This is a genomic window from Maridesulfovibrio sp., from assembly GCF_963678865.1.
Taxonomy (GTDB): Bacteria; Desulfobacterota; Desulfovibrionia; order Desulfovibrionales; family Desulfovibrionaceae; genus Maridesulfovibrio.
Genome location: NZ_OY787459.1, coordinates 3,935,138 through 3,949,305, shown reverse-complemented (window position 1 = coordinate 3,949,305; position 14,168 = coordinate 3,935,138). Strand labels below are relative to the sequence as shown.

At 46.9% G+C, this 14,168-nt stretch carries 10 protein-coding genes; 7 read left to right on the top strand and 3 right to left on the bottom strand.

Going from position 1 to position 14,168, the window contains the following annotated elements:
- Positions 1–50 precede the first annotated feature (50 nt).
- Positions 51–1,391, bottom strand: coding sequence for a TolC family protein (locus tag ACKU41_RS17990; protein ID WP_319778862.1), 1,341 nt, complete (start codon positions 1,389–1,391; stop codon positions 51–53).
- A 181-nt stretch (positions 1,392–1,572) separates the two neighbouring features.
- Between ACKU41_RS17990 and ACKU41_RS17985 the strand changes: the two genes are divergently transcribed.
- The 3 genes from ACKU41_RS17985 (at position 1,573) to ACKU41_RS17975 (ending at position 5,624) form a co-directional block, all read left to right on the top strand.
- Positions 1,573–3,933 (top strand): CHASE2 domain-containing protein, encoded by a 2,361-nt coding sequence (locus ACKU41_RS17985; RefSeq protein WP_321402778.1) that lies wholly within the window; start codon positions 1,573–1,575, stop codon positions 3,931–3,933.
- Between the two features lie 97 nt (positions 3,934–4,030).
- Entirely contained in the window at positions 4,031–5,215 is a 1,185-nt protein-coding gene (locus tag ACKU41_RS17980; RefSeq protein WP_321402777.1) for an AAA family ATPase, read from the top strand.
- Positions 5,208–5,624: a hypothetical protein gene (locus ACKU41_RS17975; protein WP_321402775.1), complete on the top strand. Its 417-nt coding sequence runs from the start codon at positions 5,208–5,210 to the stop codon at positions 5,622–5,624. Before ACKU41_RS17980 ends, ACKU41_RS17975 begins: the two co-directional genes overlap by 8 nt.
- A gap of 159 nt (positions 5,625–5,783) precedes the next feature.
- Here ACKU41_RS17975 and ACKU41_RS17970 read toward each other — a convergent pair whose 3' ends face one another.
- On the bottom strand, positions 5,784–8,081 hold the full coding sequence (locus tag ACKU41_RS17970) for a cysteine synthase (RefSeq protein WP_321402774.1): 2,298 nt from the start codon (positions 8,079–8,081) through the stop codon (positions 5,784–5,786).
- Between the two features lie 184 nt (positions 8,082–8,265).
- Here ACKU41_RS17970 and ACKU41_RS17965 point away from each other — a divergent pair, with 184 nt between their 5' ends.
- Positions 8,266–10,041 (top strand): 6-hydroxymethylpterin diphosphokinase MptE-like protein, encoded by a 1,776-nt coding sequence (locus tag ACKU41_RS17965; RefSeq protein WP_321402772.1) that lies wholly within the window; start codon positions 8,266–8,268, stop codon positions 10,039–10,041.
- A 110-nt stretch (positions 10,042–10,151) separates the two neighbouring features.
- On the opposite strand, the gene ACKU41_RS17960 is transcribed toward ACKU41_RS17965, so the two are convergent.
- Positions 10,152–11,444, bottom strand: coding sequence for a sulfotransferase family 2 domain-containing protein (locus ACKU41_RS17960; protein WP_321402771.1), 1,293 nt, complete (start codon positions 11,442–11,444; stop codon positions 10,152–10,154).
- 171 nt (positions 11,445–11,615) lie between these two features.
- Between ACKU41_RS17960 and ACKU41_RS17955 the strand changes: the two genes are divergently transcribed.
- The 3 genes from ACKU41_RS17955 to ACKU41_RS17945 are packed head-to-tail and all read left to right on the top strand — an operon-like array spanning position 11,616 to position 14,118.
- Positions 11,616–11,846: a hypothetical protein gene (locus ACKU41_RS17955; RefSeq protein ID WP_319778855.1), complete on the top strand. Its 231-nt coding sequence runs from the start codon at positions 11,616–11,618 to the stop codon at positions 11,844–11,846.
- Positions 11,847–11,850: 4 nt separating this feature from the next.
- Entirely contained in the window at positions 11,851–12,477 is a 627-nt protein-coding gene (locus ACKU41_RS17950; RefSeq protein WP_319778854.1) for a phosphatase PAP2 family protein, read from the top strand.
- A 3-nt stretch (positions 12,478–12,480) separates the two neighbouring features.
- Positions 12,481–14,118 (top strand): glycosyl transferase, encoded by a 1,638-nt coding sequence (locus tag ACKU41_RS17945; RefSeq protein ID WP_321402769.1) that lies wholly within the window; start codon positions 12,481–12,483, stop codon positions 14,116–14,118.
- Positions 14,119–14,168 lie beyond the last annotated feature (50 nt).

Here is a 14,168-nt window from a genome sequence, read left to right as displayed (position 1 = left end):
GGCGTGCACACATGGAATTTAAAATAGTTTTACTAGCTGACGTCCTGATTTTATTTAAAAACGTCAATATTCATCATGCCCATTTCATACAAAAGCCTGTAAGCAAAAATGATGTTATCAATGTCGGCAGTGACGCTGGCACTGGTAGCAGTTGAGTAATCCCTTTCACCAACAAGAATATCAAGCAGCTCAACCTGTTCACCGGTAGCCCTCTTTTTCTTGATCAATTCAAGGAATTCCGCAGTAATGTTAGCCTGAGTCCTGTAGAGCTCTGCATTCTTGCGCAGGGTCATAAGCTCAAGCCATGCATTACGGACATTTTCTTCAACAGTACGCCGCACATCCAAGGTCATCTTGCGGACCTCGCGCTCGGTCGACTTTGCAGCCTGCATACCCTCGTATTCATAAATACCGGAAAACCCGGTATAGCTGACCTGAAATGTAGCCTTATTCTCCAATCTCACACCGGTAGCACCCTGATCCTGCTCCCTGCGCTTACCTTCAAGCACAAACTCCAATTTGGGATAAAGACTTGCTTCCTGAACACCGACATCATGGGAAATTCTTTCCTTGGTGAACTTGAGCTGCAGGAGCATGGCGTTCTGGGCCTGAGCCTGAGTAATTGCATCATCAAGGGATGCGGGCATGTAAGAAGCAGGCATGGAAACCGGAACCATCTTATCGATTTCTTCCCGTGTCACCGGATAACCGAACACGGCCTTAAAGCGGTTTCGGGCAGTCTGCAAAGAGCGTTCGACTGTAACCCGGTATGAAGTTGCCCCGGCAAGCTGGGCTTTGATCTGGAGCTCTTTATAGGAAAGCCCCGCTCCACGCTTGACCAGAGTCTCCTCCATGCCGGAAAGACGTTTCATACTTTCTTCAGACTGGATGGCATATTTCAGGGTTTCCCTTGCCCGGATAAGCCCGAGGTAAGCCTCAACACCCTGAATCAACAGTTCCTGACGAGTCTGTTCAAGTACGGCCTTATACTCATTAAGCAGAGCTTTTTTGCTGTCGATATCGCTATTTACGCCGCCGAAATCATACAGGAGCTGTGTTGCCTTAATCCGTTCTTCGTTGCGCCCTTTGTTGGTTCCGCCTCCTGGCTTGTCGATCTCTTCTCGTCCACCTTCAATCGAAGCATCAATGGAAGGAGTCCAGCCGGACCAGCTCTGGGAGACAAGGTGTTCAGCGGCTTCTACACGGGCTTCAGCTGCTTTGATACGGTCATGGGTTGAAAGCAGGTCGCTAAGAATGGCCTTAATATACGGATTACCATCACCCTGTTGCGGATTAATCGGCGACATTTCCGACTGGGCAAATGCAGTGCCGAAAGCCCCAAACAACAAGGATAAAGCCATGCTGAGTATTAAAAGTTTTATTTTTTTCACGACCAGCCCCTCTCATAAACATAAATATATTAACGATATGAAGATTAACAAAGTATTATGATGTCTTAAATTCTTACAGTATATATATAAATTTAATTGAAAAATCCAGATGATTCATTCATACATAAATTTCCATTACTGATATTTTTATAACATAAAATTTAAAATTTCCGGAATAAAAATGCTGGGCATCCTAAAAAAAATAACAGGTTCGGATTCTTTTTTTCTGGTCATCACCGGATTGGCGGTCTCAATTCTGGTTGCCGCCCTATACATTTTCCAACCTCCGATCCTCCAGTTTGTAGACTACAAAATCTACGACCAGTACATGAGCTCCAGTCCTGTAGGACAGAAAACCAACATCCCGGTAATTGTTGATATCGATGACGAAAGCCTTGCCGAACTGGGCCAATGGCCGTGGCCGCGCTACCGCATGGCCCTATTGCTGGCAAAAATCCAACAGGCCGGTGCGCTTTCAACCGGGCTTGATATTCTAATCGGCGAACCGGACCGCACCTCACCATACACCATCAGGGACAGCCTGCGCGACGAATTGGGAGTAACCGTTGATTTCAAGGGGCTGCCGCAGGGACTCATGGATAACGACAAAGTCCTCGCCGATATCCTGCGCCAAGGACGTTATGTGCTCGGTTTTTACTTTGATTTTATGGAAGACCAAAAAGATCCTTCAGTTCACGATCAGCCCTGCTTTGTCAAACCGGTTTCCATTGCCCAGATCAGGGCTAAGGGCTCCCCTGCATTGAAAGACCTGACCTTGAACGCACTGGATGCCATCTGCCCGCTCCCTGTTCTGGCAAAAGCATCTCCCCTGTGCGGATTTTATAACACCATAACCGACTATGACGGTGTAGTCCGCCGGGTCCCGCTGATTATTTCCCTGAACGGAAAACAATATCCCAGCCTTGCCCTTGCAACACTTATGAAAGCAATGGGCCGCAAAAACATCCTCGTCAAAACCAGTCCCATCGGCATCGAATCCATCCGGATCGGTAAAACAACCATCCCTGTTGATGCCAAAGGACAGATGTTGATCCGCTATCGCGGAGGCATGGCAGAATTCCCTTACTACAGCGCAAAAGACATCCTCAGCGGCAAGATCGGCGAAAAGGAACTCAAAGGCAAAGTCGTTTTCATGGGTACATCTGCAGCCGGCCTGCGGGATCTCAGGGTCACCCCTTTTGCTTCTGATTATCCGGGGGTTGAAGTACACGCCACCATTGTGGACAACATCCTGACCAAAGATTTCATTCTCAAGCCGGACTGGGTGCCGGGCCTCGAATTGATGCTGGTTCTGGCTGCAGGTATCGTCTCGATGATCCTGCTGACATGGTCCCGTTCCTTGTGGATAATCCTGCCCATTGCTGCCATGGGCGCAGCGATTGTCTATGGTTCAATACAAATTTTCCGAACATATGATGCTTACCTTACGCCCATGTATTCTCTCATCGTGCTCGGCCTAAACTTCACCATGCTGACCCTGATCAAATTCTGGCGCGAAGAAGGGCAGAAAAAATTTCTGCAGGCCACCTTCTCATCATATCTGGCACCGGAACTTATCGACGAAATGTTCTCCAACCGCGAAATGCCCGAACTAGGAGGTGAAGCAAGGCAGATCACGGCTTATTTCACCGACATCCAGAGCTTTTCCACCTTTTCGGAAAAACTGACCGCACCGCAGCTGGTTGAACTTCTCAATGAATATCTATCGGTCATGACCGATATCCTCATTGAGGAGAAAGGAACCCTTGATAAATACGAAGGGGATGCGATCATAGCCTTTTTCGGCGCGCCCATGGATGTGCCGGACCACGCCCTGCGAGCCTGCCGGGTAGCGGTAAAAATGCAGCAGGCCGGGCTGGAATTACGCGACAAATGGGCCAAGGAAGTGCAACTGCCCGATGAGCCGGACCGCAACACCAAGAACTTCCCCGAGGAGCAATGGTCCAAGGGCGAAAAATGGCCCAAGGTAGTCCATAACATGCGCACCAGAATCGGGGTTAACTCCGGTGAAATCGTGGTCGGGAACATGGGCTCATCCATGCGTATGAACTACACAATGATGGGTGATGCGGTTAACCTCGCCGCTCGTCTGGAAGAAGGGGCCAAGCAATTCGGAATCTTCACCGCTGTATCGCACTTCACACTTGATCAGGAAGTGGAGGTAGACGGTGAACCCCACAAGATTATTGATTTAGTGGAAGCAAGACTTATCGATAACATTCAGGTAGTCGGCAAGGACGAACCGGTACGCATCTACGAACTGGTAGCCATGAAAGGCGACCTTACTGAAAACGAGGAAATCCTCTTTGATCTCTTCGCCAAGGCCCGCGAAGAATACGTTGCCCAGAACTGGGACAAGGCCATTGAAATTTACACTGAAGCCAACAAATACGAGCGCTATGACGATACCAAGCACACCCCCTGCGACGTTTTCATCAAACGCGCCGAAGAGCACAAGCTCAATCCACCTGTCCCCGAAGGCGAAATCTGGGATGGGGTTTACCGGATGACGAAGAAGTAGGAAGGCATAAGATACCAGTTTAGTGAAAATTTCTCAGCTGACATTGACAAATCCCTGAGAATGAAGAACTTCACGGGTATAACTTTGCGAGGAAAATATGAAATTACTGATCGAGAATTTTTACAATATCAAACACGCCGAACTGGATTTCAAAAAGTTCAACATACTGATCGGCCCACAGGCTGCTGGGAAAAGCTTGATTGCGAAGGTGCTGTATTTTCTTTTTGAAGCAACATCCTTTTACAATTTATCCTCTGTTAACGAATTAGCAAGAGAAACTGTAAATCAAAAATTAAATTCAATATTTACGTCTATTTTTGAGCAGAGTTCACTTGATAATGATTTTAAAATAAAATTAGATTTCGGTAAGTTAATTCACATCACATGTGATAGAAATGGAATCACTACAAGTGAAAATTACATTGACGCATCCCAAAGCTTTATACCCGAGCTCAAACAGGCAATCAAAGCAATACATAATGCACCTGAGGAACATATTGAAGCATACATCCATCTGTTAATTGAATCTTCAACTGATATTAAAAACGCTTTTGGAATTTTCATCCCTGCATCAAGATCACTTGTTAATATCGTTGAACAAAACCTTTTTTGGATGCCCAGTAATGCCATTGACTATTTTTTGAATCGATTCGGGCGACTATATTTCAACCAAATAAAAAAATGTACAGAAGAAACTAATTTTAAATGTAAGGATCTTGAAACAATCATTAAAGGCAGCATTGAGAGGAGTAACACTCAGTACCTTGTAAATGAAAACGGGCGCAAGACCAAGCTTGCTAATACATCATCAGGTCAACAGTCAACAATTCCTGTAATAATTGCTTTAGAGTTGTTGAAAAGCAACAAAACCCCTTACACCTTCATTGAAGAGCCAGAAGCCCACATATTTCCCGAAGCTCAATATCTTTTAACCCGTTACATATCCGAAATACACAACCAAACAAATACAAACATAACTCTTACAACCCACAGCCCCTACATCCTGACAGCAGTAAACAACCTCATCTACGCAGGAACAGTAGGAAAACAAAGTGAAGAAAAAGCTGCCAAAGTCAAAGAAATCATTCCCGAGAGCGAATGGCTGAATTCTGAAGATGTAGCTGCGTATATGGTTGAAGCTGACGGAACAATCCGTTCTATTATGGATGAAGAGACAGGGCTGATTGATGCTGATAGCATCGATGACGTTTCCGATGTAATTGGAAGTGAATTCAATAAAATTCTGGATATTGAGTTTGAAGAAGAGGCTGCGAATGCCTAAGGATTGCGAGAAACTACTCAAGAAAAAAAGTCATATTCTTGAAGACAGGAAAACCGGATCAAAAGCATCAGTCAGACTTGAAAACAAAGCTCAAACAAAATTCACAGTAATCGAATTTGATGGCTGTAAAATGGAGAACCAAACTGCCTGCGATTATGTTGTCACGACAGAAAAGCAAGCTTTGTATGTGGAATTGAAAGGTTCGGATGTACGTAAAGCACACAAGCAAGTCCTTGTCGCTGCCAATTACTACAAAAAATCACACAGCTCAAAAAGCAAAATTGGAATTATTGCTTTCACAGGAAGACCTAAAGAAAGTAGCTTTATACAAACACAAAAACGAGCTTTGATGCTAAAACACAAACTTAAAATAATTTGTGAACGCTCTCCAGTTACTCATAAGCTATAGCCTAAAAAACTCCCCCTGCCGCAACAGACGACAGGGGGAGTTAAATTATCATCACTACGCCAAGCGTAAATAAAAGTTTTTGGGGTTCTTAGCCCTTTTTTCAAAAATGGCTAATCCGCCGAAAGCGATATCAGTTCATAAAAATGCGTAACGCACCCATTAACTCTTCACCCGAAAAACCCGCGCCCCCTCGGAGCTGTCTTCGACATTAAATCCTAGTTCGAGCAGTTTCTCACGCAAGCCGTCGGCTGTGGCAAAGTCCTTATTTACACGGGCTAATTCGCGTTGTTCAAGCAAATCCTTTGCTTCTTCAGGTAAAGACACAAACGGCACAGGCATGGCTTCATGGTCGAGGATACCGAGAATATCGTCCACTTCGAGAAGCTGGTCGAGACAGAATTTTGCTTCCCTTGCGGAAAGCTTACTGGCGCCCAGCAGGGAATTGATGGACTTGGTAAAGCTGAATAAAATAGGCCAGAAGCGGTGCAGCTTAAGGTTGTCATTCAAGGCCTGCGACAGACCAGACTTAAGGGTGAACACCTCCTGATCAATATCTTCAGAGACTTCACCGGAATCCCCGGCATGTACACTGAGACCTGACGCCAGATCCTGCAATTTCTGCTGGTTCTTGACCCACATAGAGATGGATTGCTCACTGCAGACAAGAGGTTTCTTGTAGGATGATGAAAGCATCCACATCCGCACAGCAATGGGCTGGCCCGACTGCTCAAGAAGCTCATCCACGCAGGGTAATACCGGGCCGCCGGGAAGAACCGGCTGGGCTACCATCCATGCCTGCGGGGAGACACCTGCTCCGGCCCAGATGGCGCGCAGGTTTTCCAGATGTGGAAAACGGTGGATTTCCCCGGCCAGCACAAGGCTTACACCGGACAATCCTTCAAGGGCGGTTACTGCCTGCTGCATAAACCAGCTGGGGCGAACATTGCCCCACTCGGTTTCGATAATATCGCCAAGCTTGAGGTCCTGCAAGGTAGCCCGTTTGAGCAGAGTAAAATCGCGGGGATTCTCTTTTACATAGTCATCCATGTCCACTGTTTTGCCGAGGCTGACCTTATCGATATCCATGTTGGACATCTGGCCGTAGCCCTTGTCGCGGGAGATATCGAAATACACGGACCGCAGCTTCTCATAAGCCAGCCCGTGAGCCAGCAATGCTCGACAAAGCTCTACGATGCGGTCCACGGATTCTGAAGCACGCGCAAAACGCATGGATTTACGCACACCCAGCAGATAAGCGGCTTTACGCACGGCAGTGGAGACCTCGGTGGAAAAGGATTCACGGTCCACACCCCGCTCACGGGAGGCGGCAAGGGTCTGGTCTTCAAGATCTGCAAGACCTACCAATGCTGACACTTTGGCACCCTCACGCTCAAGATGCCGGGACAGCACATCAAGCAGAACTATACGCCGGAAAACTTCAGGATCATAGGGATTGTCGAAGGATGGTCCCATTGTGAACAATCCGGTTTCGGCCTCTGAAATGGAAAGAACCCGGTCTTCTCCGCTGCTCTGGTCAAACAGTTTCGGTCCCTTCAGAATCTGGGGTCGAAACAGGGGAGTGGAAAGGTATCGTTCACCACCATCGGGAAAAATCGTCACCACCAGACCGTCATCAAGCTCAGAGGCTATGGCAGCAGCCCCGGCCATGGCTGCGCCGGAACTCATCCCTACGAATACACCCTCTTCCTTGGCAAGACGGCGGCAGGCTTCAAAAGCGTCGTTGTCCTGAACCCTGATTATGCGATCCAGCTTCTGCTTGTCGTAAATTCCGGGGGGATATGATTCCTGCATATTTTTGAGACCCTGAATCTTATGCCCCGGCTCCGGCTCAACGGCAATCATCTGGATATCCTTGTTCAATTCCTTGAGGCGCTTGGTGATACCCATGACTGTTCCGGTCGTACCGAGGCAAGCCACCACATGAGTAACCTTGCCGTCAGTCTGATCCCAGATTTCCTGCCCGGTGCCGTCATAATGAGCCTCGATGGAGGCTTCATTGTTATACTGGTCCATGAGAAGATATTTTTCCGGTTCCTCACGGTAAAAACGGTAGGCCAGTTCAATGGCTCCGTCTGTGGCGAGATGTCCGGGGGTAAGCATTATCTCGGCGCCGTAGGCACGCATAATCATCTTGCGTTCTTCAGAAGCTGTCTCGGGCATAATCAGCATCAGCTTGTAGCCGCGCACAGCGCAGGCCATGGCCAGCCCTATCCCGGTATTGCCTGATGTGGCTTCGATGATGATTTTATCCGGTGTCAACTCTCCACTCTTCTCGGCTTTGCGGATCATTGCCCCGGCTGCACGGTCTTTGATGGATCCGCCGGGATTCATGGATTCCAGCTTAGCCAGAATCTTGACTTTTTTATTGGGATTGAGCCCCCGCATCTCGACAAGAGGAGTTCCGCCTACCAACTCAAGAATATCACGAGCAAACATTTTATCTAATCCTTTCAAATAATTATCTACAAGAAAACGAAAAACAGGCCACGTCCTTTTTGTTTCTGGCAACCATTTTGCAAATACAGGGCAGAGATCATCAGCCTGGTTGGAAACGCCGGGGCAAGGAATGAACCCGGAACAAGCTACAGCTAATAAAAACAGTCTGCCAAGGACGGAACAAATGTCAGCCTATCCTTTTCTTAAAGACAACATCGAAGCACTTTCAACATACAACCCGCCCTTTTATTCCTGGCTGAGCAGTCAGGATATTGACGAAGAGCAGCTTACAAACTCACTCTTCCAGAATAAGTGGAACATTCTAGACTGGAAAATGGAAGACGGTAACGGAATGTTCGAAACCGTACCGCCCAATGCCCTTTATAAAAGTTGGACCGCAAAAGAAAAACCAAATACCAGTGCCACCATCATTGTGGGTTGCAACGTGGGTTACGGGCTTAATCAGGTGCTGATGAATACACCGGAAAGTCACAAGGTAATTGTTGTCGAGCCGAATCCCGAGATGTTGCTCGCCTGCCTGGGGCAGACTGACTACCGCCCTTTCCTGAAGGCCGGCAAGCTCCATTTTTGTCCAGTCGATGAAAACAGTTTGATGAGTATCATTAAAGACCTCGACCTTCAATTCGTATACGGTAAAATTTATTTGCGATCAGACATGGCAAGCCAGCAGCTCGGCCCGGAATATGCCCGCTGGTCCAATATAATACGTAATAAACTTGAATCCTTCTCGGCTGAAATGAACACCCTGAGACTCAAGCAGGATGTCATGGTCGGCAACGAGCTGGATAATTTTTCACGCATCCTCGGAGACGGAAGCATCACCCCGCTCAAAGGGTCAGGACGCGGAATGGGTGCGGTAATTCTGGGTGCAGGGCCGTCACTGGCTGAATTCGGTCCCGAGCTGGCAAAGAATCCGGGGCAGGCCATCTTCACCACCTCGCTGCAGGGTCTTCCCGCTGTCCAAAAAGTGGGCATCAAACCCCATTTCTGTGTAGGTATCGACTATAACGATTCTATGATCAACGTATACAAGCAGTTGGATCGCGAGTGGGCCAAAGATATCCCGCTCATCTACTCCTCCAAGCTGGACCATAAAGTGCTTGAAGCATACCCCGGACCGACTATTCCCATGTGGACCGTGGGCGGAATCGGAACCTTCGTCCTTGGCAACCACGAAGAAATTTTTGACGCAGGCAGTAACGTCAGCATCACGTTGGCAAGATTTCTTGACTGGTGCGGATTCAAGCATATTCTGCTCGTGGGTCAGGATTTCGCATGGAAGGGAGACTCTTCCCATGCTCCCGGCCACCAGAACACCAATGCAGTACGAAACAACAGCTACAATCCGGCCATGCTGGTAGAACTGAAAAATGCTGATGGAGAAAAACTCAGCTCAACAGTGCAGTATGTGACATCAAAACGGGAAATGGAAGATGACATCAAAAAGCTCCAGACACCGTTTTACAACCTCTACGGCGGCTGTGCTGTAATTGAAGGCACACACAATGTGGATATGCAGAAAATAAACGAGGCGGGATTGCTCTCTGCCATTCCCGAAATCATGGATTCATTTGAGAACGCCATGAAGAAGACTTCCACACCTAGGCCTTTGCCCAATTTCGAACCGCGCAGTCCCAAGTGGACATCATCGCTTAACCATGTGACCAAGAGGCTGGAAAAACTTTTCCGCAAACATGGGAAAAATCAGGATGAGATCCATAAGGCTCTCCATGATGTATACTTTTTCATCAGGCAGGATCTGCTCTACATGCCCTACCTGTATAATGAAATTCTCGATATCGCTGGGCTGGCAAGGGCTCAGGCAAGCTATACCCCCAAGGATCTGCCCCGATACAAAAGGATAGTCAAAAAAATACTGACCAAAGTCCGCCACATGGACCGGTCCATCTGCTTCACCGGAAACCGCAAGGCGGCCTGAAAGGAACTAACAGACGATAAAATCCTGTAAGATATATTCATCATCATTGGAAATCCCCCGCAGAACCTGCCCGCTGCGGGGGATTTTCAATTTTAAAATTCATAGAATTACTACAAAAAGTCATACCCGAAATTTATAAAATCATCCTTATACCTCTCATTAACAAGCTGAATCAACTCTGGGGTATAATAATCCTTGATGTAATCAACCTTGTTAGGCCGGGATCTATTCTTGTGGAGAACTTCAATATCCTCGCCTATTGAAGCAAAAAAACTCTTAATATCATCGGCGTAATTTTCCATACGCAGCAGATTGAAATCACTGGCTAATCCGTTAGGAAGGGTCAGATGGGCAGTCTGGGATTTAAAATGCACATCAGCGAATTCATCCGGGCATTTTGCGACAAATTTACAAAATGACTCAAAGTCAAAATTCGGAATGGATTTTTTTAAAACAGGATAAAGAAAAGCGTTCGGCGCCTCCCGCATTATATGGGAATAAACAGAAGACAGCCTTTGGTAAGGATTTCGAACAATAGCAAACTTGGTATAACTTTCAAAAACAGGATCACATACGTCCCCAAAATTGCGCTGCTTCATAAAAAGAACCCGGTAGTCTCTGTATTTATCAGCTACCTGCTTAATTATTTCAACTGAACTGGAAAGTGCATTTTTACATATTTCAAGGAATAAGAGCTTTTTCCCCTCAACAACTGAAAAATTTCGCTGAGGATAAGGACGTTTATAAATTAAAACCTGTTTATCCAAAAAATTTGTTATATATTCGGTCAGGCCGATAAGCTGGGAATCACTTCCATCATAGTCGATTAGGCAGAATCTATTATATCTGCGATGATTAATCCTGCTGAAAACAGCCTCATAATCATAATCAAGAACAGTTAAAAAAGCATGGCCGCCACAGGGAATATCTTCACAGCCTAAAAAATTTATTAACCTTTTCTCAGCATCTACCCCGGGACCAAGATTGAAAATATAAAATACACCTTCCATTTCCAGACTTGGAGTCTCTCGAAGCATAAGCATTTTATGCCTGTCTATCATAATAAAATCGTTAACAATATGAGCAGAATGATCTCTTTTTGAAAAAACAAAATAATCAATGCAGCCTCTGGCTTCAAGTTCTGCTGCTATTTCCTCATAATACATAGATGCAATAACAACCTTACATGCACTGAAACGCCCTATTTCAGATACATTAACTATCGGAACCGAACAAATATCACCTGAATATTTGTAACTATCCATAAAACATTCAATAGTAACATCAGGTCTCTTTTTCCTTAATGCTACAAACAATTCCTGCGCAGCTTCCCCTGTTCCGTAAATCAGGAGAGTTGCTCCATATTCAATATCATCAAGACTTTTAATCAAATTGTATTCCAAAACATATTCCCGCATAAGCTGTCTGGCATAGAATGTAATGTTTTATGCATATAGACTGACTACCTGAATCATTTTTTTATGGCAAATTCACCTGATTATGTCTCACTCCTTTTAAAAAAATCCATCAAAGAATCCCTTGAATCCTCCCCCGTCAGCGTGTAAACCGTGCCCATGAGTGATAATAAGCAAGACATGCCCTACCTTATGGAAGACGGCACACTGGTTATCCCCTTTTCCTGTCCGGATCACGAATACAAGTACTGGAAAAAGGAAGGTAAAAATCTTTCCGAAGTACTTGAAGAATTGAATACGGATAAGGAAACATGGTACAAATTCACCACGGACAAGCACCCGGAAGACAGGCCTCCCAAAGAGGAAAATTCCGGTGATGACGGGGAGTAGGTAATTGAATTCGTTCATTCATAGAAACCTGACCCTCTGCCATTATTTTCTGGGCTCCCTGCCCCTGATGATCATATTCGCGACACTTTATTTCAACTTCGGGAGCGAAGCGGAAGTACTGGCCTTTTTCAAGGCCCATGCACAGGCCCATCCGGATATGAAATCACTTGCCCGGATTATGACCGACTGGGGTAATGCCTGTTTTTACCCAATCTATCTCTGGTTTCTGGTCATGGGCATAAAACAGCGCAAAACCGACAAGTCCAAATTACGTTTCGCCCTTGTCTTTCTGGGTGTCCAACTGGCGGTAAGCCTGATAACCGTGCGTTTCCTGAAGATCGCAATAGGTAAACCCCGCCCCGGTGAAGGCCCTTTTTTCGAGCCTTTTTCCACCAAGGGAGTTTACCATTCCATGCCTTCGGGCCATACATGTGAGATTTACGGGGCCAGCCTGCCCCTCATACTGCGTTACCGAAACCTGCTGCTGACTATTGGGCTGGGCATTTTTGCCGCAGCCGTGGCCTTCAGCCGTATCTATTTGAATTGGCACCATCCCAGTGACGTTTTCTGCGGCTGGATGCTGGGATCTGTGGCCGGATTCGCCATTCACCTTTTTTCCAAAGAGGACTAGCCTATGCGCTATGAAAAAAGACCATTCATATGGGACATTATGGAAGCCAACCCATGGCTGAGCGTCCTGTTCATTCTCTTTTTGCAATCCATCTTCACCATGGACTACCGGTCCCTCTGGTTTTCCGATGAAGTCCGCTACGCCGATGTATACTATCAGATGAAGGATGCCGGACACTGGCTGGTCATGTACCTTAATGGTGTAGCCTACCCGGACAAACCGCCGGTATATTTCTGGTTCCTGTCACTTATAGACACCCTGACCCCGGCAGAGGGAAGCAGCATCTTCTTCCTCGGATCAGCTCTTTCGGCAGCATTTTTCCTTTTTTCCACGGTAAGTTTTGCCCGCACCCTCGGCTGTGGACGTAAGACTTCACTCGCCGCCGGACTGGTACTGCTGAGCAATATCTTTTTTATCGGCATTGCCCATTATTCACGTATGGACCTGCTCTTCGGCGGATTCATCCTCTGGGCCAATATCTGCTTATTCAAGGGATTCCGAGACAGGGAATCTGGAAAACATTTTCTACGGGCCTTCGGATTCATGGGTATCGCCACCCTTACCAAGGGACCGCTGGGCCTGATTTTCCCTCTGCTCACAGCAGCCTGTTTCCTGATCTGGAAAGGTAAACTCAAACTCCTGCGTGACAAAAATCTGCTTAAAGGACTGGGTATCCTGCTGGCAATACTTGCAGCATGGGTCGTAGGCGCACTTATCGTCGACGGTTCTTCTTTCATCCACAATATCTTTTACAAACAGATCTACCAGCGCGCGGTCAGTTCCTTTCATCACGAGGAACCTTTCCAATACTATCTTATCGCTTTCCCGCTGGCATGGCTGCCGTGGACTTTGGCCATCTTTGCCGCGCCTGTAAAAAAGATCTTCAGCATCAAGCACTGGAAGGCTGTTACCGCCGACCGTAAAAAGAATCTCAATGAAGGTCGCGACTGGGCATGGATCATGTTCATCAGCGGTTTTGTGCTGCTCACCTGCTTGAGCATCAAGGTACTTATCTACATCCTGCCGCTTTTCGCCCCCCTTGCCATGCTGACCGCACGCGGCCTGCTGGGTGAAGACGGACAGGAGCCGGTCCTCAACTCCAAAAGACTCTGGACCGCCATAGCCGGATTTTACCTACTTCTCGCAGTGGGCGCACCTTTTGCAGAAGTTCTTATTCCTTTCGACATCACCTTGCAGGGACTTTCCTTTACCGTACTGATCATGGGACTGGCCGGCTTGGCCCTGCTCAAGGTCAAAGAATGCGGCGCCTATAAGGGGCTTCTGGTCATGACCGCAGCCATGGTCATCTGGCTGCAACCGTTGGCCCTGCAGACCCTGCCCTCTCTTGATCCGCTAATGAGCCCCCGTCAGACAGGCGAAATAATGAAGGAATACGTTGCTGAAGGCAGTTATCCGCTGGCCCACAAAATATATTCCGGTATTTTTTCATACTATGCCGGAACCAATATACACGAGACCAGCGACCTTGCTGAAATAGAAAAAATCCTTGCAGAAAAAGACAACGTCATTCTGGTTATGCAGAAAAAATATTATGACCGCTGGGAGAACCGTCCTGAAGACATCACCGTGGTCCATGAGCAATTTATCTCTGACCGTCCTTACCTGCTGATAAAAAAATAGCTCAACACATCAATACACAACAAATCCCCGTTTCAGGTATGCTGTAAAGG